This window comes from Desulfopila aestuarii DSM 18488, assembly GCF_900143695.1.
In the GTDB taxonomy this organism is placed as follows: domain Bacteria; phylum Desulfobacterota; class Desulfobulbia; order Desulfobulbales; family Desulfocapsaceae; genus Desulfopila; species Desulfopila aestuarii.
In genome coordinates, this window is record NZ_FRFE01000020.1 from 45,185 (window position 1) to 68,976 (window position 23,792).

At 48.2% G+C, this 23,792-nt stretch carries 23 protein-coding genes; 17 read left to right on the forward strand and 6 right to left on the reverse strand.

Features of this window, described 5'->3' with window-relative positions:
• Positions 1-67: 67 nt before the first annotated feature.
• The 4 genes from BUF15_RS17705 (at position 68) to BUF15_RS17720 (ending at position 3,243) form a co-directional block, all read left to right on the forward strand.
• A complete protein-coding gene (locus tag BUF15_RS17705; RefSeq protein ID WP_073615044.1) occupies positions 68-532 on the forward strand; it encodes a chemotaxis protein CheW in 465 nt (154 codons plus the stop codon).
• 7 nt (positions 533-539) lie between these two features.
• On the forward strand, positions 540-1,661 hold the full coding sequence (locus BUF15_RS17710) for a protein-glutamate methylesterase/protein-glutamine glutaminase (protein WP_073615045.1): 1,122 nt from the start codon (positions 540-542) through the stop codon (positions 1,659-1,661).
• 52 nt (positions 1,662-1,713) lie between these two features.
• On the forward strand, positions 1,714-2,550 hold the full coding sequence (locus BUF15_RS17715) for a CheR family methyltransferase (protein ID WP_073615046.1): 837 nt from the start codon (positions 1,714-1,716) through the stop codon (positions 2,548-2,550).
• 123 nt (positions 2,551-2,673) lie between these two features.
• Complete coding sequence (locus BUF15_RS17720) at positions 2,674-3,243, forward strand: response regulator (RefSeq protein ID WP_073615047.1); 570 nt, start codon at positions 2,674-2,676, stop codon at positions 3,241-3,243.
• Positions 3,244-3,305: 62 nt separating this feature from the next.
• Here the strand turns inward: BUF15_RS17720 and BUF15_RS17725 are convergent, their stop codons facing one another.
• Both BUF15_RS17725 and BUF15_RS17730 read right to left on the reverse strand, forming a co-directional pair.
• Complete coding sequence (locus tag BUF15_RS17725) at positions 3,306-4,493, reverse strand: pentapeptide repeat-containing protein (protein WP_073615048.1); 1,188 nt, start codon at positions 4,491-4,493, stop codon at positions 3,306-3,308.
• Between the two features lie 191 nt (positions 4,494-4,684).
• Positions 4,685-5,167, reverse strand: a complete 483-nt coding sequence (locus tag BUF15_RS17730; protein WP_073615049.1) for a thermonuclease family protein — start codon at positions 5,165-5,167, stop codon at positions 4,685-4,687.
• Between the two features lie 318 nt (positions 5,168-5,485).
• Between BUF15_RS17730 and BUF15_RS17735 the strand changes: the two genes are divergently transcribed.
• On the forward strand, positions 5,486-5,980 hold the full coding sequence (locus BUF15_RS17735) for a cyclic nucleotide-binding domain-containing protein (RefSeq protein WP_084554156.1): 495 nt from the start codon (positions 5,486-5,488) through the stop codon (positions 5,978-5,980).
• 113 nt (positions 5,981-6,093) lie between these two features.
• The gene (locus tag BUF15_RS17740; protein ID WP_073615050.1) at positions 6,094-7,581 is read left to right on the forward strand and encodes a sigma-54-dependent transcriptional regulator; all 1,488 of its coding nucleotides are present in this window, start codon (positions 6,094-6,096) and stop codon (positions 7,579-7,581) included.
• A 34-nt stretch (positions 7,582-7,615) separates the two neighbouring features.
• Here BUF15_RS17740 and BUF15_RS17745 read toward each other — a convergent pair whose 3' ends face one another.
• From BUF15_RS17745 to BUF15_RS17760, 4 genes are all read right to left on the reverse strand, one after another.
• The gene (locus tag BUF15_RS17745) at positions 7,616-10,120 is read right to left on the reverse strand and encodes a hypothetical protein (protein WP_073615051.1); all 2,505 of its coding nucleotides are present in this window, start codon (positions 10,118-10,120) and stop codon (positions 7,616-7,618) included.
• Positions 10,121-10,435: 315 nt separating this feature from the next.
• Entirely contained in the window at positions 10,436-10,915 is a 480-nt protein-coding gene (locus BUF15_RS17750; RefSeq protein ID WP_084554158.1) for a chemotaxis protein CheX, read from the reverse strand.
• Positions 10,916-10,992: 77 nt separating this feature from the next.
• The gene (locus BUF15_RS17755; RefSeq protein ID WP_073615052.1) at positions 10,993-11,448 is read right to left on the reverse strand and encodes a chemotaxis protein CheX; all 456 of its coding nucleotides are present in this window, start codon (positions 11,446-11,448) and stop codon (positions 10,993-10,995) included.
• 20 nt (positions 11,449-11,468) lie between these two features.
• Entirely contained in the window at positions 11,469-11,840 is a 372-nt protein-coding gene (locus BUF15_RS17760) for a response regulator (RefSeq protein WP_073615053.1), read from the reverse strand.
• Positions 11,841-12,447: 607 nt separating this feature from the next.
• Here BUF15_RS17760 and BUF15_RS17765 point away from each other — a divergent pair.
• The 11 genes from BUF15_RS17765 to BUF15_RS17815 all read left to right on the forward strand — a co-directional run bounded on the left by BUF15_RS17765 (position 12,448) and on the right by BUF15_RS17815 (position 23,787).
• On the forward strand, positions 12,448-14,802 hold the full coding sequence (locus BUF15_RS17765; RefSeq protein WP_159441325.1) for a tetratricopeptide repeat protein: 2,355 nt from the start codon (positions 12,448-12,450) through the stop codon (positions 14,800-14,802).
• 30 nt (positions 14,803-14,832) lie between these two features.
• The gene (flgB, locus tag BUF15_RS17770; protein ID WP_073615055.1) at positions 14,833-15,249 is read left to right on the forward strand and encodes a flagellar basal body rod protein FlgB; all 417 of its coding nucleotides are present in this window, start codon (positions 14,833-14,835) and stop codon (positions 15,247-15,249) included.
• A gap of 34 nt (positions 15,250-15,283) precedes the next feature.
• The gene (gene flgC / locus BUF15_RS17775; RefSeq protein ID WP_073615056.1) at positions 15,284-15,715 is read left to right on the forward strand and encodes a flagellar basal body rod protein FlgC; all 432 of its coding nucleotides are present in this window, start codon (positions 15,284-15,286) and stop codon (positions 15,713-15,715) included.
• Between the two features lie 6 nt (positions 15,716-15,721).
• Positions 15,722-16,021 (forward strand): flagellar hook-basal body complex protein FliE, encoded by a 300-nt coding sequence (fliE, locus tag BUF15_RS17780; protein ID WP_073615057.1) that lies wholly within the window; start codon positions 15,722-15,724, stop codon positions 16,019-16,021.
• A gap of 177 nt (positions 16,022-16,198) precedes the next feature.
• Positions 16,199-17,824, forward strand: a complete 1,626-nt coding sequence (fliF, locus tag BUF15_RS17785; RefSeq protein ID WP_073615058.1) for a flagellar basal-body MS-ring/collar protein FliF — start codon at positions 16,199-16,201, stop codon at positions 17,822-17,824.
• A gap of 4 nt (positions 17,825-17,828) precedes the next feature.
• The gene (gene fliG, locus BUF15_RS17790; protein ID WP_073615059.1) at positions 17,829-18,833 is read left to right on the forward strand and encodes a flagellar motor switch protein FliG; all 1,005 of its coding nucleotides are present in this window, start codon (positions 17,829-17,831) and stop codon (positions 18,831-18,833) included.
• Positions 18,820-19,653, forward strand: a complete 834-nt coding sequence (locus tag BUF15_RS17795; RefSeq protein WP_073615060.1) for a FliH/SctL family protein — start codon at positions 18,820-18,822, stop codon at positions 19,651-19,653. The genes fliG and BUF15_RS17795 overlap by 14 nt, the downstream gene beginning before the upstream one ends.
• A gap of 36 nt (positions 19,654-19,689) precedes the next feature.
• Positions 19,690-21,045 carry a FliI/YscN family ATPase gene (locus BUF15_RS17800; protein WP_073615061.1) on the forward strand — a complete coding sequence of 452 codons (1,356 nt, stop codon included), beginning with the start codon at positions 19,690-19,692 and terminating at the stop codon, positions 21,043-21,045.
• Positions 21,046-21,072: 27 nt separating this feature from the next.
• The gene (gene fliJ / locus BUF15_RS17805) at positions 21,073-21,504 is read left to right on the forward strand and encodes a flagellar export protein FliJ (protein WP_073615062.1); all 432 of its coding nucleotides are present in this window, start codon (positions 21,073-21,075) and stop codon (positions 21,502-21,504) included.
• A gap of 9 nt (positions 21,505-21,513) precedes the next feature.
• Positions 21,514-22,089 carry a MotE family protein gene (locus BUF15_RS17810; protein WP_073615063.1) on the forward strand — a complete coding sequence of 192 codons (576 nt, stop codon included), beginning with the start codon at positions 21,514-21,516 and terminating at the stop codon, positions 22,087-22,089.
• A gap of 6 nt (positions 22,090-22,095) precedes the next feature.
• Positions 22,096-23,787 carry a flagellar hook-length control protein FliK gene (locus tag BUF15_RS17815; RefSeq protein WP_073615064.1) on the forward strand — a complete coding sequence of 564 codons (1,692 nt, stop codon included), beginning with the start codon at positions 22,096-22,098 and terminating at the stop codon, positions 23,785-23,787.
• The last annotated feature ends 5 nt before the right edge of the window (positions 23,788-23,792 follow it).

Below are 23,792 nucleotides of genomic sequence, written 5' to 3' on the forward strand. Positions count from 1 at the left end.
CCACGCCGTTAAGGCGGAGCTGTATTACCAGCTCCGCCAGAGATCCTATCAACACGACACGTGAATTATGAAAAACGAATCACAAAAGGGCCAGCCATCCCGCAAGCAGGTTATCGAACTGGCTACCTTTTATATTGGTGACGCCCTTTGCGGAATGGACATTCTCAAAGTCCAGGAAATCAACAAGCTCATGCAGATGACCAAGGTTCCACAGGCTCCCGATTATGTTCTTGGCATCCTGAATCTACGCGGCCAGATCGTCACAATTATCGATCTTGGCAAAAAGCTGGGTCTTGGTGAAACCGACCTCAACCTTGACCCACGCAATATCATTGTCAACTCCACAGGTGGACACGTAGGCCTACTGGTGGCGAAAATAAGTGATGTTGTAGAAGCGGATATGGAAAAACTTGAAAGGCCACCTGCCAATATGCGTGGAATTCAAGGAGAATTTTTCAAAGGTGTCTACAAGACCCAGTCGACCCTGATAGGGATTCTCGATGTTGAAAAAGTCCTCAGCCTCGAAGAATAGTTAAGAAATGATAAGTGCTAGAAAATTGCGTGTCCTCGTCGTAGACGACACAATCGTTTACCGTAAATCTGTTTCAGATATCGTTGCTGAGATCTCCGGGGTCGAACTGGCTGGGGTTGCACATAACGGCAAAATTGCTCTTGATAAAATTGCCACAGTAAAGCCCGATCTCTTGACTCTCGATATCGAGATGCCGGTAATGAATGGCCTTGAGGTTCTTGCCGAACTCAAGAAAAAACACCCACAGATCGGTGTCATCATGCTCTCGACCTTGACAGCAGACGGCAGCGAAATGACTATGAAAGCCCTGGAACTTGGTGCCTTCGATTTTATTTTAAAACCGCAGAGCAAAAATCTCGTCGAAGGCAAAAAGGAAATCAGGCGCTTACTTGAACCGATCCTTGATGCCTATGCCAAATCGAAAAGTGGGAGACACTTGCGAACAGCGACGTCTTCACTGCCAAGAACTTCCACCACCACAAATGGACTGACGCGACCTGCCGCCATCGCTGGTAGAGGGATGGTGAGACCTGCATCAGCTCTACGGCGGACCAAATCTGAAATCGTCACCATCGGCATTTCAACCGGCGGACCAAATGCCCTGAATCATATGTTGCCGAAGCTTCCAGGCGATATCAATGTGCCGATTCTGATCGTTCAGCACATGCCACCGGTTTTTACGAAATCACTGGCCTCAAGCCTCGATAAAAAATGTAAATTGACAGTAAAAGAGGCAGAGGACCGTGAACCTCTCCGACCTAATGTCGTCTACATTGCCCCTGGCGGGAAACAAATGAAGCTGGTTGCCGCTACCGACGGTACCCACCGTCTCATCAAGATAACCGACGATCCCCCAGAGAACAGCTGCAAACCGTCTGCTGACTATCTCTTCCGGTCGATCGGCGATTATTATGTCGGACGTACCACCGCTGTTATCATGACCGGCATGGGTTCCGACGGCACGAAGGGCTTGGAAGTACTAAAAAACAAAGGTGCTCACATTATCGCTCAGGATGAAGCGTCCTGCGTGGTATACGGCATGCCAAAGGCGCCAACTGAACGTGGATATGCTGACATAGTTGTTCCGCTCGACAGAATCGCTGATGAAATTGTAAAAAGCGTGAAGTAGCCGGCGCCTGAATCACTGCCGACTTTTTTGATGATTGGGAAGACGTACCGATATGATAAAAATCTCACCAGACGAGCTCAAGGTTGTTGCTCAATACATCCATGATATATCTGGGATACATCTGGATCAGAGCAAGTCGTACCTCTTTGAGACGCGCTTGAGTTCTATTGCTGAGGCATCCGGCTGCTCTTCCTACCGGGAACTTCAACAGAAGGCCAAGCAGGACCCAGCCAAAAAGCTGGAACGGGCGATTATTGATGCCATCACCACGAATGAGACGCTCTTTTTCCGTGATAAAGGGCCTTTTGAATTACTCCAGCACAAGCTTCTTCCTGAAATGATTGATGCCAGAACTCCAAAGTCCGGCATGATGAAGACCAACATCCGCATATGGAGCGCAGCCGCCTCCACCGGTCAGGAGCTTTACTCCATAGCAATCATCATCAAAGAATTGCTCCGAGACCTTTCAAAATATAACATATCCCTGCTTGGAACAGATATATCCGATGCGGCAATAGCCCAGGCAAGCTACGGCAAATACAATAAGTTCGAAATTGAACGCGGTCTGGATAGAGCTGTTTTGCAAAAATATTTTTCCCTCTTTGGCGACTCCTGGAAGATAAAGGATGAGATTCGATCAATGGTGAATTTTCGTAAACTGAATCTCATGCAGCCATTTACCGCTCTTGGCAAATTCGACATCATCTTCTGTCGTAATGTCGCAATTTACTTTACCCTTCAGGATCGCACCAAGCTCTTTAACAAGATAGCCGACAGTCTGGCCGATGACGGCTATCTGGTAATTGGCTCCACCGAGTCGTTGACAGGGGTATGTAGCCGTTTCGTGCCCAAAAGGCATCTGCGCGCGATCTTCTATCAGAAGAGTTGAACTGACAGACAATTTCAGAGGAAGGTAACAGAAACAGGCACAATCCGAATATCGCCCAGCAGAACCGCCGGTGTCACTCTGTCAGAAATTACCGGCACAAGATCAGCAAGGAGGAAAACTGCCATGGAAAGCCTTACTATTCTAGTGGTCGATGATGACCCGGTCATTCGGAGGCTCCTGCAGCAGCGCCTGAAAAATGAACACTATTCGGTCATGGTCGCCAATGACGGTTATCAGGCAGAACGGCTCCTGAAAAAACAGCATTTTGATGTCGTACTGACCGACCTGGTTATGCCTGGCGACATCGGCGGTATAGAAGTCTTAGAGATCACCAAAGAACTCAGCCCCGACACTGAGGTTGTACTTATAACTGCTCACTCTTCGGTGGACACCGCTGTGGCGGCCATGAAAAAAGGCGCCGCCGACTATCTTGAAAAGCCGATTAACTTCGATGAACTTTTCCTCAGGATGGACAAGATCGCGAACCTGAAGTCCATTCTGAAAAGCGCCAAAGACATCGGCCAGGCCATGTCGATAACCGAAGCAGAAGCCGCCTCTACCATTCAAAATTTAGAAATGACTGTGGCAAAATTACAGACCAGGCTGGATGAGGTGGAAACCGCACTGCGAGACCGAACTAAGGCCGAGGATGAACGAATAGCAAACGCTATCGATATTCTTACCGGAGAGTAGTGGTGTTGCCGGCAGTTACGTGGAAACAGCCGGCAACATCAATAACAACAGATTCACTCTCGCTACTTCACCATACCTGTCACGCCTGCCAGCTGAGTATCCTCAAAGATGGCACCCTCCAGATTTGCGCCCGTCAGATCACTTCCTGAAAGATCCGCCCGGTAGAGATCTGCTCCGCGCAGATCAGCATTCTGCAGATTTGCATTTTGAATCATTGCCCCTTTGAGATTACTTTTGCGGAGATTGGCTCCAGAGAGATTACAATCGCTCAGATTGGCCTTTTCAAGATCGCCATTTTTCAAGCTGGCTCCTGAGAGATCCTGACCAGAGAGGTCGCAACCATAACATTTTTTTGAATCGAGCAGTTTTTCTTTGGCAACAGCCTTAGCATCAACAACAGGTTCTTCCTGCTCAACTTTCGGCTGGTCAACCGCTTGGGTCGCAACATCTTGCACTTCAGGAACTACAACTACTGGAGCGACCTGCTCGGCAACAACCTCCGCCTTCTCTTCAACGGGTGACTGTTGTTCCTTTTCCTCGTGGGCAACTACAGGTAAGGCTTCGGTTGTTTCCTCAACGATTTTCTCTTTTCCAGTCTCCTCAGTAGTTTTTTCGCTTGCAACCTCTTCACTGGGAAGCGGTGGGCTGGCTACTTCCGGTGTTGCTGGCTGCTCCGGCTCATCTATCTCGACTATATCTTCACCAATGTCACCGCTTTTTTCCTGAGCAACCTCTACTTCTTCTGCTACCGGAGGTGCTTCGGCAGGTTCTTCTTGTGCGACCTGCTCAACATGAACGCCCTCAACGGGTTCAGAATCTTCCTGAACAACAACCTGTGATTCCTCAGCCTTTTCGTTGTTATCAGGATCCTGCAAAAGAGCCCCAACCACATAAGCCCCATCCAGGGTAGTTTCCGTCATTCGTGCACCGCGAAGATCGGCCCCCGCCAGATCAGCACCACCAAATGCTGCACCCTGCAGATTGCAGTTTTTCAGGTTGGCACCAGCCAGGTTAGCAAGTTGCAATTTTGCACCGGTTAAGTCAGAACCTTCGAGATCGGCCCCTTCCAGGTCAGCTCGATTGAGATTCACACCCTGAAGAGCACATTCCCTGCAACTTTTTGTTTTCAGGAGGGTCGTTAGATTGTCATTCACATTCTCGCCAGCGAAGGCCTTGGAGGTTACCACCAGGGGTACGCAAAGAAGCGCAGCTATTACGATAATGTTCTTTACACCATATTGTTTTTTCATATTTCCCCGTAATAAATACTATTAATGCAATTGTAAACAGTTCGACAAACACCTTAAACCAGCCATATGGTACATGAGATAACCAGAAAGCAAAACTCTTGTTTTCATCACATCAGAGCATGGAAACCGAACCATCCAGAATGATGAGAGATGATCGAATCCGTGTTATCGCCTTCTTTGCCATAGCAGCATCAGTGGGTGTCCCTCCGCCATTGCCAGGGGGCAACTTGTTTTTTCACCTTCCATAAACCACGTTGTTCAAAACGAGCTTTGCTCTCTAACGACTTCCATTCGTCACAAATGGATTCGCGGCAATAATGCTTGTACACCCAGGCTGCCCCCCGCCTCACCAATTCTTCATTTACATTTAAATTTCCCTGATAGACGACACCTACATATCGACCATAGCTGTCACGCGTTCTCACAACCACCTGAGCATTTTTATTCAAAAGAAGCGCTTTACTCAGTTTTTGGGCATTGGCTCCATACGGTTGGCCATACTCGGGACAATCAATCCCCCAGAGCCGAACCTCATATTTTCTTTTTCCTTCCCTTACAATAAGCGAATCGCCATCTATTACCTTTTCCACCCTACCGCGTAATATCCTTCCAGCATCCATCCCGAAACTGGTAACAGTTAGAATAAACAGGATAAATGTCTGGATAATCAACATTAGTCTCATGTTTCACATAAATAAAGTCAATTTTCCGCCACCATGCGACTTTGTAGCACTTCAAAGGGGCTCTGTTTTCACCAGATATATGGCCCAGGGTCACACGTTGTTTAATGTTTTTTTGTTAAATGATATCTGTTCATTGTTCTTTTGTTATGATAATGTTGAAAATATCACAAGTGTCAAAAAACAGTCACAAACACCTTGCAAGCTCTAATGTTATGTCATTTCATGTCATTAACCATTATTGTTGATCTTGCAATTTACATGATTGCGACACGGTAACCAATTGAAAAACTTACTTTCGCCGAGCCCGCCATGTCACAGAAACAACTCTCAGAAACGGAAGAGGATACCAGAAATTTTCTATTGCATCTTCCGGTATTTGACAGCTTCGACACCGATGAGCTGACACTCCTTGCCAAACATATGAGTTACGTGCACTTGCAACGTGGTGAGTATCTTTTCATGGAAGGTGATAAAGGTAATTTCATGGGCTTTGTTGTCCAGGGATTGCTTGAGGTAATGAAAAAGTCAGACACCGGTCAAAACATCGTCATTGCCCGACTCACCAAGGGGAATTCCATAGGCGAAATGGCGTTAATTGACAAATCGCCACGCTCGGCAACGGTGGTTGCCAAGCAACCAACTACCATGGTCACACTCACCGACAAAGGTTTCGATCTGCTGACTGAACGTTCTCCAATTCTCGGTGTCAAAGTGATCCAGAAAGTTGCACGGCTCTTGAGCCTCTATATGCGCCGAACCTCGAGTCGGCTAGCCGACCTCATGCAGTCGGATCCGAACCTTTAAAAGACACGCGCTTGTCTGCTGCTCAGATAGTCGAGTGAACGACTGATTGTCTTACTTGATATCAGCAGATTTTTTCATTTTCATCTCTTTTTGCAAATCATCTGGTTGTATTTATGGCTTCAACACCGTCCATCATCATCGCGGCTCCCCAAACACCTGACAGTCAGGTACTTGCCAACCATATCCGCGACAAATTCAATGCTGCAATTCGGATGACAGCAGTATCAGCAGAATTGCGTGGTTACCTTGATGTAGATTGTCCGGACATCCTTATTGTCGATATTTCAGCGAAATTACCGGAACAGGGAATAGAGATGGTCCGCGAGCTACGCCGTTCCCATCCCGCCATCATTATTTTGCCGCTCATTCCCGCCAGTCGCAGAGAACTGGTGAAACAGCTGCTCAGCCTAGATGTCTTTTTGTATCTCTACACCCCCATCGAACCGGCTGAAACAACCATTGCCATAACCCGAGCCCTCGAACATCTAAAGTCTCAGCCTAAAAATTCCACGTCACCGCAACCTCGCGAGGATGTCAATTTTCACGGCATGATCGGCTCTTGTCGCACCATGCTACGCCTGTTTGACCTCATCACCAGAGTGGCTGAAGACGACGATTCGACCGTGCTCATCCGAGGCGAATCCGGCACTGGCAAGGAGATGGTCGCCAAGGCCATTCATGCCCAGAGTTCAAGAAGTGGAAAGAATTTTGTCCCTGTCAATTGCGCGGCCATTCCTGATGACCTGCTCGAAAGCGAACTGTTTGGTTACACCAAAGGGGCGTTCACCGGGGCCAGCAGCAACAAGATCGGGCGAATCCAGTATGCGGATGGCGGCACCCTTTTTCTCGATGAAATTGGGGATATGAAGCCGACACTCCAGGCCAAGCTGCTGCGTGTCCTGCAGGAAAAGGAATTTGAACCGGTAGGTGGCTTGAAACCGATTCCTGTGGACACTAGAGTCCTTGCCGCCACTCATTGCGATCTTGAACAGCTGGTCAGCGAAGGACGATTTCGCGAAGACCTGTATTACCGGCTCAGCGTTGTGCCATTAAACATCCCGGCATTAAAAGACCGACGTGAAGATATCCCCCTGCTTATCGATAGTTTTGTCCATGGTATTACAGGCAAACGAAACAGGGAACCTTTCACCTTCTCCGAAGCCGCCCTTCTCGCTCTTATGAATTTTGAATGGCGTGGCAATGTTCGCGAGCTCGAAAACCTGGTGCAGCACATGTCAATTCTCTTTGGCGGCCGACAGGTTGAATTTGATGATCTTCCAGATAAATTTCATCATTTACGAGAGCTCGTTGCGAGTATCATGGCAGAGCCATCCACCGACCTTGCTCCTACAGGGAAACCTGCCGAATCGTCTGAAGAAAATCTTGCTCAAGCAACGAATTCGATAGAAAATATCCCCTGGCATGAAGGTCAGGTAGATTTCAGAGAACTGATCAACAGTTTTGAGACTGAACTCATAGTGCATGCAATGAAGCTTACTGACGGTAACAAAAAGGAAGCAGCCCGTCTGCTCAATCTCAAACGAACCACACTTTTGGAAAAAATTAAGAAAAAATCGTTAAACAGTCTTTGGGGAGAATGAGTCATTCGCGCTTTATTATAGGCCTTCTAAGGGATCAGGCGGCCATCTGAACCAGGTTATTTTCTAGGTTTTCCTGAATATCTTCAGCGCTCGCAGGGGTAAGCAGGATATCATTTACTCCGTACTTCACCGCCTTTATAACACGGCTGCGGGTCCAGTCGGGTCCGGCTGCGATAAGCGGCAGCGAGCAGGAAGAACTTATCTTTATCGCAATACCAAAAGCCTGCTCATTCACTTCCCGCATCACAATATAAACCGCTTTCAGCTCCTGGGTGATAGCATTTTTAATGTTATCTTTAAAAGAAACCTGCCTTATGGTAAATCCCCGTTTCTCTGCGACAGCCACTAACCTTGCCGCTTCAAACTCATCATCGCTGATAACCAGGATATCGACAGGTACATGCTGAACGGTTGGAGATACCTCCCGCGGCGGAGAAGCAGGTTGAACCGGCTCCGGCTCTGGCATGACTTCCTGCCTCGAATCCAGCATCAACATTTCCGCCGGAAAAAGCAGATGAACCTTGCCTTTGGCATGCCCCTCAACACCCAGGGACATGGTACTCATGTAGTATTCAACATCAGGGATCGGCTCACCGGAGTCAATATCGACTTTCATCGGCACAACCACCCCAAGCTCATTTTTGACAAACCGAATTTTCGCCAGATACTGCTCTTCGAAAACCGCTGTATATACTCCTGAAATTATATTGGCAATTTCACCAAAGGCGTCACGACTGTCTTCACTGAACTCTTCATCAACCACTACCGACTCAAGCTCGGCGGGGGGCAGCATGATCAAAACGCCGCCAAGATGAATGGCATCTTTTAAACTGAGAAAAAGATAACTTTTATCCTCAAGTTCACCAACCACATCAAAGTTGGTGACCACCTGCTTACCGCTTGCCACATCAAAGAAAAATTCTTCCTTGGTGATATGCCGGTTTTCCATTTCGGTAAAGGTAACCTCTGCCCCCAGAAGCGCGCCCACCTCCTCCTGCATCTTCTTGCGGCACTCTTTCAGCAGCTTATCTACACGTTTCCGGTGCTTGCCAACGTCAAACTTTGGATCACGTGGAGGTCCCTTTCGTTCATCTGCTGGAGCAACCACCGGAGCAGCTTGGGGTTCCTCCGTTTTTTCAACAACTGCTTTTGGGGCTGCTGCAGGTTCGTCGACGGAGGCAGCCTGTGCCTGCTCTGGTTGCGCATCCAGCTGGAACAGGGATGCAGGTAAAAGCATCCTCACTCTTCCAAGGTGGTCACCGTCGGCCGTGAGCGACATACTGCTCATATAATATGTCAGATCTGGACAAGGCTCGTCTGAAGCGACATCCACTTTCAAGGGCACAACTTGTTGCATCCCTTTCTTGATAAAGCGGATTTTCTCCGGATACTGTTCCTCAAACATCAAGGTGTATACTCCGGAAATGATATTGGCTACTTCACCGAAGGCATCACGCGCATCCTCACCAAAATCTTCATCGATTACGACATTTTCCAATTCGGTAGGTGGCAGCATGATAAGAATGCCGCCTAGCTGAATGGCGTCTTTAAGGTCGGTGAAAAAGTAGCTTTTACCTTGAAGATCACCAACGATCTCCATATCGGTGACCACCTGTTTTCGCTGCAACTCTTCAAAAAAAAGATCTTCTTTTGATATCAACCGGTTGTCAATTTCAGAGAATTTCACCTCAACACCTAACAGTGAAGAGAGATCTTCTCCCAGCTTTTTCTCACAGAGTTCAAGCAGCTTATCTATACGCTTTTTATTTTTTTGCGCATCGCCTGGCTTTCGGGGTACAGCTGAGGCGGTTTGTGGTGAAGCGACATCCTCCGCTATGGAAGATGTTGCGATAACGGCTTCGGGGGGTTCAGGAATGGCAGCGATAGAGGACTCAGTTGCTTCATCGGTCGGCGAAGCAACAGGTTCGGAGGATTCGACCTGGGGCGGTTCGGCGACTTCTTTCTCCTTCGGCAGTAATCCTAACGGAGCTGCCGGCATAAGCATATGGATATCGCCCATCTGCCGCCCCTCCAGTTTCATGGAACAGGAGACTTGATAGTAAGGCTGATCGGGGATGGGTTCGGGGCCGGCAATATCCACCTTTACCGGGATAACGACCTGTTGCGCCTTACGTACAAAACGAAAGGCGTTGCTGTGCATCTCTTCAAAGGTTTTGGTATATGCGCCGGCAACGATATTGGCAATCTCGCCGTATGAATCTTCGGTCTCCCCTGTATATTCCTCGCGCCCGACCACCTCTTCAAGTTCACTGTCGGGAAGCATAATGAGGGTTCCACCGAGGCGAATGGCATCCTTGATGCCAATAACCAAACAACCAACTCCCTCAACCTCGCCGGCCAGATCGATTCGGGCAACAACCTGCTTGCCGGCAACGCTATCAAAAAACTTCTCTTTACTGACGAGATCATTGTGGGAATCGCCGAGGGAGAACTCCACACCCAGCAGAACCTTGATCTCCTCCGCTACCTGTTCATGTACAGCAGAGAGGATTTTATCGATGCGTTTTTTTGCGTCCATGCAAGGTTTCTCGTCTACCTGTCAGCCGGTTGATGAAAGTACACCACCGAGCGTATTGAAATAAGCGGTTGTCATGCCCGTTTTCTGAACAAACCCGAAAATGGTGTGAACTTCAACGGTTCATCCAGCCTCCTCAAAAGTTTCCACCTCGTCTTCACCGACACTGCGTTCCTGCATAAACAAATCTCGATCAGTATCGAATGGCTCAGAGACCGATCAGGTGCGTATGACGAATGGAAAACGCCCAGCGCACCCGCCCGATAGTTTCGTATCGGCCGGGTGCTACTAAAACTTTATAACTAGATCAGGGGAATATCAACTGAGAACATACATGAGTTCGACCCAGAACGGGCCGCTTTCCAGCTGGAAGGAGACATAGTGACGGATAGCACCGCCAATACCACTTAATCGAAAAGACTTGCCGATAACGGAGGTGGGGATTGCAAGCTCAACGTTTACCCCGCCGTTAGCATAGGCGATTTTCAGGTTACCGGCGACCATATTGGCAATCTCACCAATGGCATCCTTAACATCTTCATCAAGCTCCTCAACCTCCATACCGAGAAAACCACCGGTAATCGCCTTGGCCACCTCTGCTGGGCAGTGTACCGCCAGCATCCCCCGCACCCCTCCGCCAAGACCAATCATGCTGGTCATATTGGATTGAATGACGCTGCGTCCGCTGGCAGAGATGTCCTCTCCGGTGACATCTATCATCAGCATGGAAGAAAAGACCTCCTGAGTGGCAGATATAATCTCCTGCGCGAGGTCCAGTTGTTTTTCTATTTCGGTCATACGCTTTCTCTCATCTCACAAAAAAAAAGACAGAGCCCCCTTGACGGACTCTGTCATTTTCTTAAGCACTTTTTGCGCTATTTTTCAAGTTGCAGTTCAACACTGAACTTTCCGGCATCGCTGACAAACGGGATGACATGTCTTTCCGCATCCTTGGTTGTCTGAAAATCATAATGTTTACCGGTTATGGTTGACGGCATGGATAGCTCTATATCTCTACCTTTTTCAGAAAGGATAGTTTTTACATTCCCACCAAGCATGTTGGCGAGTTCACCCACCGCGTCTTCCACATCTTCGTTTATTTCTGTCACCTCCATACCAAGAAAATTCCCGGTAATGGCCATGGCAACGGAATTTGGAAGATGGATAGCCAGAACACCTTTACGCATACCAGCCAGCCCGATAATCCCTGAGATGCTGTCTTCCAGAGACTGGCTTCCAGTAACCACCTCATCGGTTACATCTATTTCCATCATGATCATAGACGAAAATATCTCTTTCGCCGACGCAATGATCTTATCTTCAAGATCCATTTAAGGCTCCTTAGGCAGATTTACAGAAGCGGTCCAAGTACCTCATTGACCTTATCAGGGGTAAACGGCTTTTTGATAGCCCCCACAGCGCCGAGCGACTTTGCTTCGCCGATGATATCGTCCCCAGTCTCAGTAGAGATCATGAGCACCGGAATATTTTTCATGTTGGCCCGCCCGGCTTTTTCACGCAAAAAAGAGATACCATCCATGTTTGGCATATTGATGTCGCTAAGGACTATATCCACCTTCTCCTTTTCCAATACCGCCAAGGCTTCCAGTCCATCACCTGCCTCAAAAATATTATCGAAATCAATGCCGGCCTGTCGCAGGGAGCGGCCAATGATTTTGCGCATGGTACTTGAGTCATCGACCAGCAATACGTTCTTACCCATTCTATTCTCCTCTCATAATAATAACATCGGTATTTACCCTAAAATCCGGAACAACCGATCCAAAACGAAACATCACATTTACAGCTAAAGCCTGCAATCACCGCACGGGCTAATAGGTTTTCATATCCACTGAGGAATAATAGCAGTTTGAAACAGGAAAAATCAATTCTGTATGAAAAAAAATATCATTCGAGCCCTTTGCTCAAAATTATCACAAGATTTTTTCCGCAAATGTCTCAGCCACAAGCCTATCTCAAACTCGCGTGCACTGTAAACAGATTGAAAAATTCGCGCTTGAGATTTTCGACAAAAAAATGACACACAGAAATGAGGGAAAGATTTCATATCACGTGTGAAAGAGGTTTCAGAGACATCGTGTCATTTTTTTGACATGAGAAATCAGGCCGGTGAGCCACCGAATTCATACATAATCATAAATATATCATAAAATTACCAGCAGAAGGAATCGAACGACAAGTGGTATTAATATTGCAGAGTATCACTAAAACATATCTCAATCTATATGCCAATGAAACAAACGACCATAGCCATTTTCTGCCTCTTTATATTTTTCTGCAATCATAATGCTGCGGCGGAGTCAACGCTTGTGAAAATTGCCAAAGCAGATGGCAAGGATATCGCTCAGGTATTTTTTTCTTTTGACAGCTTGCCAAAATACTCTCAGAAAATCGGTAATAAACGTATCGACATACTCCTTGAGAAAACGAGAAGGGCGGAGGAATTCCAACTTTTCGCAACCGATGATCGTATCATCAGGGTTGTTCCGACTACCCGTAACGACATGACAATCGTCTCGTTTTTCTTCCGCTACCAACCCCAGAAGGTCCAACTTGATACATCAAGTGACGGGAAACTTGTTCTCGAAATCCTTCTGGGTAATCGTTACAGCCGTTCGTACCAGGATCTTTCAGAACGCCTCAAGGGACTCACCGTGGTGGAAGAAGAAAAGATTGATTATAGCAACCCTTTGCTCTCGTCTCCCTATGCATATAACTGGAAAAGTTTTATCCAGTTATATGAGCCGCCAATCAACATCTCTGTGCCAATTGAATACACCACGCCCCCTTTTCCTGCTATTGCCCTGATTCCCCCTGGACTTGAAAAGAACAGCGAATTACTACCAGCCGAAATGTTGCAAACTGCCGCATTAGGCGACTGGAACACCCTTGTTCCACTCTTTCTCGACCTTTTAAAGGCGCCCAATGGACTTGAAAACCAGAAAATGATCGCCCTCACCTATGGCGAAGTGCTTTTGCGAGCCGGTGATTACGAGGGGGCCTTTAAGCAACTCTATCTGCTGAAGGAAAAATACCCTGATGAGCATATCGGCATTATCGCCAAATACCTGCTTATCCTGCTCGATGCCAAATTCCGTGACCCTTACCTGGCCGACTATAACTTTCGCGAGATGGAGCAGCTTATAACTCCTGATCACCCCCTTGCACCCTACCTTCTTTTATCCCGGGTCGAAACGGCACTTGCCACAAAACAGTTTGAACAAGCCCGACTGCTCCTTAATCGAGATGATATTGCCTTCCCCGGCAACACGCAGAAAATTCGTGAACTCCGGCAAGGCGACTATTACAACGGCACAGCCCAGCTCGTCAAAGCCTACGTGTCATATGTGCTTTTAAAGGACAGTACGTTACTCCACGCCCATCCATATTCGCAAAATGGCTACTGTAACACCATCTATCTCCAGAAAAAGTTTGAACAGGCTGCTTCCTGCTATCGCGAGCTTGCCCCGCGGGTCAGCGATACCGCTGCTCTTGGACTGATATCGTATCGAACCAGTATGGCGGAACTCCATTTCCAAGGCGGTAACACCATCATTTCAGGCTTTGCACGGGTTGCAGATGCCTTCCCCGACACTGAAGCCGGATCCCGGGCAGCCATAAAGCAAACCGATCTGAAATTTCTCTACAATACGAACTGGGGCAAACAAGCAGCTGATCAATACAATCAGATTGCCGCAACTTCTGTTCTACGACCTACAGTGGCGGAAGCATCATTCAAAGAGGCCATCGTCTGGTCACTCATAGGCCAAAAAGGCAAGGCCATTGAACTCTTAACCGATTTTTTACGGAATTTCAGGATATCGGATATTCGGGACAGCGCCTTGGCCCTGCTGATCGATCTCCTGCCAGGGGAAATCGAGCGACTCATCAAAGAAGGAAAAAACATGGAGGCCCTCGTGCTCGCCAAGCAAAACAGGGAACTCTTCCAAAATAATTGGATCAGCCTTCAGTTACTGGCACAAATTGCCGAAGCTTACCAGAAGGTCGGCATATACAGTGAAGCCCAGCGAGTGTACCTCTACCTGCTCGAGATGAGTGATGTAGATAAACGCGAACAGTACTTTTTGCCACTCGTTCGAGCGGCATTTGAGCAGGGAGAGTACAGTCTTGTTGAGGATTTTGGTTCCCAATACAATTACAACTACGGCCAAGGAAACGACAATCTCGCAATTTTGCTGCTTCGCATAAAAGCATTGATCGCCACCTCCCGCTTTGATGAAGCGGGAGCACTACTGCCTTCGCCTCTACCTGAAAATACGGAGTTACAATTATTGGCAGCTGATATCTATTTTCATGACCTGAATTACGCCAGTAGCCGAGAAGTTCTCGAGAGACTTAACGACAGGAAGATACCACTTCCTATCGACGCCCAATTCCGACTCGCAGAGAGCAAATACCAACTGGCCGATTACCCAGGTGCTGCAACACTTTTTACGGCTCTTGTCGATAGCAAAACCATTGGTCAACAATCCCTGTTTCGGCTGGCACAGATTGAGCGTAAGCAAGGTAATGAAGAGAACGCCCTAAAACTCTTCCGAAAAATTGTCGACAAAGGAACAGATGACCTTTGGAAACAGTATGCCCAAAAAGAAATTGAATACTCTGAGTTGAACTCCAGCATCGAAAAGATGACAAATCCATAAAATGCTGAACAGTTACAGGAGATATACTAAATGATCCACACATCGCCGTTTGATTCCAGCACGCAAATCTTGGCCAAGGTCCTTGACCTCCGAGCCAGAAACCAACAGGTGATTGCCTCTAATATTGCCAACGCCGAAACACCAGGATATTCGCCTGCGACCTTCCACTTTGAAGATGAACTACGTAGCGCCGTCTCCAAAAGTACCGTCTTGCCCCTCGCCGGTTCAAATGAGCGCCATATCGCCCCAACCCTTGGTAGCCTCGAATCGGTTCGCGGAACAATCACCACCACACCAGACCAGACAGGAATCGGTGACGAAAACGGGGTGAGTGTCGACGAAGAGATGATGAAGCTATCAGAAAACGAGCTGCTATACGAAGCCGCAGCCCAACTGCTCAGAAAGAAACTCGGCATGATCAAGTATGTCGTTTCCGGCGGACAGTAACAGGCTCCGGTCACTTCTAAACAGGAGAAATTCTATGGACTTATTTACGACTTTCAAAATAAGCGGATCCGCCCTGAAGGCCAACCGCATACGATTAAACACCATCAGTTCAAACCTCGCCAATGTTGAGACGACTTCGACCCCAGAAGGTGGACCCTATAAGAAAAAATCGGTCTATTTTGAGTCAAAGCCAGTCAGCTTCAAAGAACATCTGGATAGCAACCTCCGTAATGCCAGCCAGGGAGTTGAGGTCACCAAGATCATCGAAGACCAGGAACCTCCGCAGAAAGTCTTCAATCCTTCTCATCCTGATGCCAACGAAGAAGGATACGTCGAAATGCCAAACGTAAGTGTACTCAAAGAAATGGTCGACATGATGTCCGCCACCCGATCCTACCAGGCCAATGTGACCACTATCAAATCCGCCAAACGAATGGCATTAAAAGCCTTGGAAATAGGAGGATAATAACCTATGAACAATACCATTCTCATAAGTCCGGCAAATCCCCTGCCGCTCCGGCAACCCGACACCAGCAGTGTCAGTAAAGCCAAGGAGGGTTTTGGCGAACTGCTCACAAAAACCATCAATGAAGTGAACCAGCAACAGGTTGCAGGTGACGTCGCCTCTGATAAGGTGCAAACCGGTGATGCAAAGCATCTCCATGAGGCGATGATCGCCATCGAGGAGGCAGATATTTCCCTTCGCATGCTAGTCCAGATGCGCAACAAGGTTCAACAGGCTTACGAAGAAATCATGCGATTGCAGATCTGATGCGTGTATAAAGTTTACCTCTTTTTACAGAACTGGCATTCGAATTGTATGAACATAAGAACCAGCATAATCCCCTGAATTTTCTCAGGCCTACATGTCTGCATCGCACAATGTTTTACCCTCAACTTACCGGAACAATGAGTTTTACTCACGGAAGAGCTTAACAGGAACGAAAGTATGGAAGCTGAACTCCAGAGAAATGCAGAAACCGGACTTGCCACCCCCCAGGCCCCGACCAGGAAAAACTTCCTGCAGCTGGCAAAGGATTGGCCAATGCCGAGAAAAATCGCCACAGGTGCGGTACTTCTCATCTGTATTGCGCTCTTTGCGGTGCTGATAATCCAGGCGAGGGTCGCCGACCAGCAGCTGCTCTATGCCAACCTGACAGAGTCGGATGCTGCCTCGGTTGTCAATTGGCTAAAAGCCCAACGAATCCCCTACTCTCTGAAAAACAACGGTAAAAACATCTGGGTCCCCGCCGACAAACTCTATGAGACCCGCCTCGATTTGGCTGCCAACGGGTTACCAAGCGGAGGAAGTGTGGGTTTTGAAGTATTTGACAACCAGAGCTTTGCCCTCACGGATTATGTCCAGAAGGTAAATTATACCAGGGCATTGCAAGGAGAACTGGCACGTACGATTTCATCTCTCGAGCCTGTCGAATCGACCCGTGTCCATCTGGCTATCCCTGAAAAGCGATTATTCAAGGACCAGCAAAAACTCACCACTGCTTCGGTCATTGTTACGCTGGCACCTCATCGCACCTTGAGCGGTGAGCAGGTGAAAGGGATCGTCCATATGGTGGCCGGCTCCATACCCGGCCTTGAGCCAGAGAATGTCAAAGTGATCGATTCAAGGGGAATGGTACTCGAGTCTGACGAACTCACCGATAAAGACAAAATGCTCTCCGTCGATATGCTCGCCTTCCAGCAGGAAGTGGAACACCGCATGGAAATGCGAGCCCAGGATCTTCTCGACAAGACCATGGGCACAGATAAGGCCATGGTACGGGTTACCGCTACCATCGATTTTTCCAAGGTAGAAAAGACGGAGGAGCTGTTTGATCCGGAAGAGCCTGTGATCCGTAGTGAGCAGATCGCCCAGGAAGCTAGTGGCACCACCAGCCAAGGAGGCATTCCCGGTGTAGAATCCAACCTGCAGGGCAATACCCAAGTCAGCAGCACCACCTCCCCGTCATCAAGCAGTAATACCCGAACCACCAATTACGAAATCAGCAAGACGGTCAGCAAGATCGTTAATCCGGTAGGAACGGTTACTCAGGTCTCTGTTTCGGTACTTGTCGCCGACAAAGAAGAAAAAGACGCTGATGGAAAGATATTGCAGACAACCCGTACTCCAGAAGAGCTGACTTCCATACAAAACATGATTTCTGCAGCTCTCGGCCTGAGTCCTCAGCGAGGCGATCAGATTAATGTTATCTCTATGCCTTTTATAGAAACACCCCCTGGCGCTGGCGATCAGGATCAAAGCCCCCTCATCGCGGAATCGATCTACCAGTATCTGCCGATTATCAAGATTGGACTGGTTTCCCTTGGGGCACTTCTGCTCTATTTTCTACTTATACGGCCGGTGATCAAGACGATGAAAGGCGAGGTTACCCAACATTACAAGACTGTTGAGGAGTTAGAGCGGGATCAGGCCGCCCGCCTTGCGGCTGAAGAGCAGGAAAGAATGGAGCCGCCTCCTTCAATAGATGACGATATTGTTCGAATCAGACGGGAAGTGATGCAAAACCAGGTCCCCGCCTCCTATATCGTGAAGAACTGGATCCAGGAAGGATAAGTGCATGGGAATTGAAACACTCACCGGCCTCAACAAGGCTGCTGTTCTTTTAATCTGCCTCGGAGAAGAAGCCACAGCGCGGATCTTCTCTGAGCTGTCCGATGATGAAATCCGCCAGGTTACCCGAACCATGGCAACGATCAACCATATCCCAACGGACATTAAGGAAAAAGTGCTGGAGAGCTACAGGAAATCCCAGCAAGACTATGCCGGACTTTTCGTTAAAGGCCGTGATTTTGCAAAAAAATCCCTCGAGTCGATCTCAACCGATTCTCGCGGCAGACAACTGCTTGAACAATTTATTTCCGGCACCGAAACCCGATCCCTTGAGACCATTGCCCTTATGCATCCACGAATGGTGGCAGGTTTGTTGGAAAAAGAGCATCCCCAGACTGTTGCCCTGGTACTTGCAACCCAGCACATCGAGCATGCCAGTGAAATACTTGCTCATCTCCCTGAAGAGCAACGTACCGATGTCGTCTATCGAATTGCCAAAATTGAAAAAGTTTCACCTGAGGTCATCTCCCGAATCGATGATGCACTCAATCGTGAAATTGGCCTTGTTGCAAGCGCCGAACACCGGCAGGTCGGAGGACTCGAAAAAGTCGTCGACCTGCTTGGGCATTTAAAAGATAATATCGACGCCGAGATACTAGAAGCCATGGAAGAGACTGACCCTGACATGGCGGAAGAGATCAGAAAGAAGATGTTCACCTTTGAAAATCTGGTTGCCCTCGATGGTCGCTCTCTCCAGCTTATTCTACGAGAAGTCAATAATGACTCCCTCACTCTGGCTTTGAAGACCGCCTCCGACGAAATGCGAGAAAAGATTTTTGCAAACATGTCAGCCCGCGCTGCCGATATGATACGTGACGACCTTGATGCAATGGGTCCTGTCCGGCTCTCAGAAGTTGAGCTCATGCAGCAGTCCATTGTCAAGATCGCCATGAAGCTTGAAGAAGAAGGTAAACTGGTTATCGGCGCCGGAGGAAAAGATGAATTTGTCTAAGGTTTACAGTACACAGGATACCTTCCAGCCCGAGGACATCATTAGCGCCAGGCTGGTGGAACCACCTGTTTTCAATCAATCCATCATTTCTTCTCGACTCAATGATAAAGGGTTTCAGCGACAGGAACTCACCGCAGAAACTGTGCGCCTAAAGGCTGCACCGGAAAAAATTGAGCCGACAGTAAACAACGGGGCGCAAATCCAACCGACGTCCGTCCCTCCTGATAAGCCAGCACAAGAAACTCACCAGGAAAGCACTACCCAAGCACAACCCAAAAAAGAAAAAATCCCTGCCCCTCCACAGCCTCCACCTGGCGTGCCCCATGCCGAGGTAGATCGACTGGTGGCTGAAGCCTATGAAAAGGGGATTACTGAAGGTCTGCAACAGGCAGAACACGATTTTGGATCAGCAACAGCAGCCCTGATACTTGTCTGTCAACAACTTGACACCCTTCGTGAAACCGTCATAAAAAACAGTGTCGGCGAAATCCAGGATCTGGTCATCGCCATCGCTGAAAAAATCATTCGCCATTCCGTTCAGGAACAGAGCGAGACCATTATTGACACTGTTGAGGAAGCAATTCAAAAAGCGGTCAAATCAGGAGAATTCTACATCTATGTCCATCCTGATGACTATACGGTGATTGCCGCCAAAGCTGATGAACTCATCGCTGGAATGAACGGTCTCAACAACATTGTCGTCAAAAAAGATACGACCGTAGACCGGGGTGGCTGTCGGGTCGAGTCGGATAATTGCACCGTAGACGGCACAATCACCAGCCAGCTGGAGATAGTTCGAGAGCATTTGCACGAACAATAGCCCCACACAACCACCATAACTCTGGTAGCCGAATTCATGCCCCCCCTTCAAATCTCACATCTCGCCAGTCTCAACACCATCAAGGTCTGGGGCAAAGTGACACGTATCATCGGTCTGGTCGTTGAAGGCTATTGCCCTTCCTCATCAATTGGCTCACTCTGCGAGATAATCCCCCGAGACGGAGGCGAACCGGTATTTGCTGAAATTGTCGGCTTCAGGGACCAACAAGCGCTACTGATGCCCCTTGGGGACTTGCGTGGACTTGGACCGGGAAGTCGAATACGGGTTATTCGCGACAGTGCCACGATAAAGGTCGGCCCAAACCTTCTTGGCCGTGTTATCGACGGCATGGAACGACCGAGTGACGGTTTACCAGCTCCTGCCCTTACCGAGGAACTGCCTCTCTACGCCCCACCGCCCGGGCCGATGCAGCGCCAGAATATCACTGATGTGCTTGATCTCGGTGTACGTGCTATCAATGGCCTCACGACCTGCGGCATGGGCCAACGTATGGGCATTATGGCCGGTTCCGGTGTCGGGAAAAGTGTATTGCTTGGTATGATGTCTCGTTACGCTAAAGCCGATATCAACGTTATCGCCCTTATCGGCGAGCGCGGCCGTGAAGTTCGTGAGTTTATTGAACGTGATCTCGGCAATGAAGGTCTTGCCCGTTCAGTATTGGTGGTCGTCACCTCTGATCAGTCACCACTGCTCCGAATGCGCGGAGCCTTTGTCGCCACGACCATAGCCGAATACTTCTGCAGGCAAGGCAAGAATGTCCTGCTCATGATGGATTCGGTTACCCGTTTTGCCATGGCTATGCGGGAGATTGGTCTGGCCGTGGGTGAACCGCCGACCACCAAAGGTTACACCCCTTCCGTTTTCGCAACTCTTCCCAAGCTGCTTGAGCGAGCCGGACGCTTCCGCGATCAGGGTTCAATCACAGGGATTTACACAGTTCTTGTCGACGGCGACGACATGACCGAACCTGTAGCCGATTCGGTCCGATCCATCCTCGATGGCCATATAGTATTGTCGAGAAGCATTGCCGCCCGCAACCATTATCCGGCAATCGATATACTGAATTCTGCAAGCAGGGTCATGCGCGACATTATTTCGTCACGCCACCTAGAACTTGCAGGACGGGCAAGAAATGTCCTGGCAACATTTTCGGAAGCTGAAGACCTCATAAACATTGGCGCCTACGCCAGAGGCTCAAACGAAAAAATTGATTATGCTTTAGGAAAGATAGACCCTATCAATGAGTTTTTGCAGCAGCGATTCAATGAATCGACACCATTTAAAACGACAATAGAGCAGCTTGGTTCAATTCTCAGCGAACGAAAGGACGAGACCGTTCAGCCGAAGAACCGTCGGGAAGGCGATCGCTAGCCTCTATTGAATTGTGGTGCGTAAGAGATGAAACCATTTGGTCTCGATACGGTACTCGATTACCGGCAGCGACTTGAGGATATTGCCAAAAACAATCTCGCTCAGGCCAGGCAGGCTGAAGAAGAGGTCAGGCATCAACTCGAGAAAGAACAGGATCATTACCGCCAACTGGTGGCGACCATCGAACGTGTTCAGGAAATAGGTGTGAATATCATGGAACTTATTCACCATGAAGAGCACCTCAAATACATCAAAACACGGGTTATCGAACTGGAAAAAGAGTTGAAAAAGAAACGCGAACACATTGCCAGAACACGAAAAGAGCTGATGAAAAAAGCCAAAGACAGACAGGTCATGGAAAAACTCAAAGAACGGCAAAACGCAGACTGGCAACAGTATCTCAACAAAAAGGAAGCGGCAATACTCGATGAGATCGCCATTATCTTCCACAACAAATAGCAGGCTGCGATGACAGATCATTTCATAGACAACAGATTCTTTTTGCGGATCACAAACCCCATCGGCAATGGGGCCGCAGTTATCATCCTGGCCTTCCTCATCAACACAATCATATCGGCAACAGTCATAGCTCAGAATGGTACACCCTCTCCCGAACAGTTCAATTCTGTTGAAGAACGTCGACTCTATAATTCTGTCGAGACCGAGCGTGCCGGTATCCGTGAGGAGAGAAAGGAACTTGATATGAAGAAAATCGAGCTAAAGAGCATCGAGGAGGGTGTCGATAAGAAACTAGCGGAGATAGATGCCAAACTTGAAGAAATGAAGGCGCTTCGTAAACAGATACAAACGCTGCTTGCGGCCAAATCCGAAGAAGAAGTGAAAAAGACTCAGGAACTGGCCAAAATCTATGAAAAGATGAGTCCGGACAAGGCTGCTCTTGCCCTCGCCGGACTGGATAAGCAGCTTGCCGCAGACCTCCTTGCCAACATGAAGGTGAAATCGGCAGCCAAGATACTTGACCAGATATCCCAACAGAAAGCTAAGGAACTCAGTACAACATTCTCGACAATTCAGCTTGAGTGAATCTTTATGATGAATATTGCTCCCCTTCTCACCCCGTCGCAACCGACATCCCCCCCCACTACTAACCCTGGTAGCAGCCAGGGGAGCGAATCAATATTTGGGAAAGTTTTTTCTGAAAAAATCAATGATCAACAACCACCTAAAGACAACCTCCCGAAATCTTCTAAAGATGAATCACAAGGCACCAGCGAGCAGCATACGACATCTCCTGAGACTACTGAAGCCATTCCATTTGTAGAGCCTGACACCACCAGTATCCAAGCTTCGCAATCTGGAACCAACGATGACAACTCACAATCTAATATGTCCGACGCACCTGAATTGGTGAATATATTCTTGGGAAACCTCTCTCCCCAGATGGCAAGCACAGATTCAACTATCCCTCAAAACATCGTTTTGAAAGGATTTACAGCCAACACCCCAAGTGTTCCTTCAACAATTTCAACAGTGGAGAATGACCTGTTGCTAGTTGCAGGTGAGGAACAAATTCTCCTTTCGACACAAGCGGAGACTCCAGAAAAGTACACACTCTCGCCACAATCTCCCAGCATTTCCACAAAGCAAGCTTTCACTAGTCCCGCGACTCCAAAGGATACTGATCCAGCGGCCTCAACCACATTACAACCAACCGTCACCGTATCTAACGGTGCCAATATTACCCAATCTGTTTCTTCCCCATCATCACCCTCGCCAAGTCTTTGGCCTACTGATGCATCAATGACTGGGAAGGAAACCATAACAATTTCCGGATATTTTACTGAGCAAAAAGTTGTACCCACATTGCAAAAAGCTATACCTGCACTGGAACAGGGCCTTCGTCATCTTACAGTTATCACCGAGCAACCCCCAATAACGAGTACCACTAGCTCTCCGGTCGCTATGCACACGCCCCAGCAAATCGTAACCGAAACATCTCCACTAATGGTCTCGTTGAATCAGTTAACCTCCATCAAATCACCTACTGTTGACTCACAGGAAAAATATCGTCCTCTTGCCAGTGATCCCCTTCGGCAGCAATTTCACGAGCAGCAGATGCAAATTAAAACCGAAGCAAAGAGCAGCAAAGGGAACGAACAGCAATTTAGCTCAAAGCAAGAAACAGCCACCATAATACTGAACCAGAGTTCGCCCAATTCTCTCACGAACTCGACTGGACAGCCCCTCAACTATTCTGAGGTTAGCCAAATTGCAATAGCGTCAAATTCATCACACAACGCTCCTGCCATCCCGCAACCTATATCTCCGGCAGTTTCACTTTCACCAGTTATTCATGACAATAGTTTACTACAACAGGTGGCCGAACGTTTTCAAATTCAAATGCAAAATCAAGAGACCAGGTTAAGAATCCAACTTCAGCCAGCAGAACTTGGCGATCTTGATATCAACCTGACTGTAAAAGAAGGTTCGATCAGGGCCCATGTAATAGCCCAGAGCGGTCAGGTACAAGAACTGCTTGAAAGGAATATGACCAGGCTCAAAGGGATTCTTGAGAGTCAGGGTTTCTCAATTGAAGAAATTCTCGTCTCGACCGCTCCTGAGTCTATCAGCAACTCTGACCTTTTCCAGGACCAGGGAGCACACAAGCAGAATCTAACCAATACAAAAAGTCATTATTCCGACACTCATTTCGACGACACCTTTGACAGCATCGTCACACCCGGTGATGAGACGTCAACCAGTGTCAATATTACGGCATAGAGGTA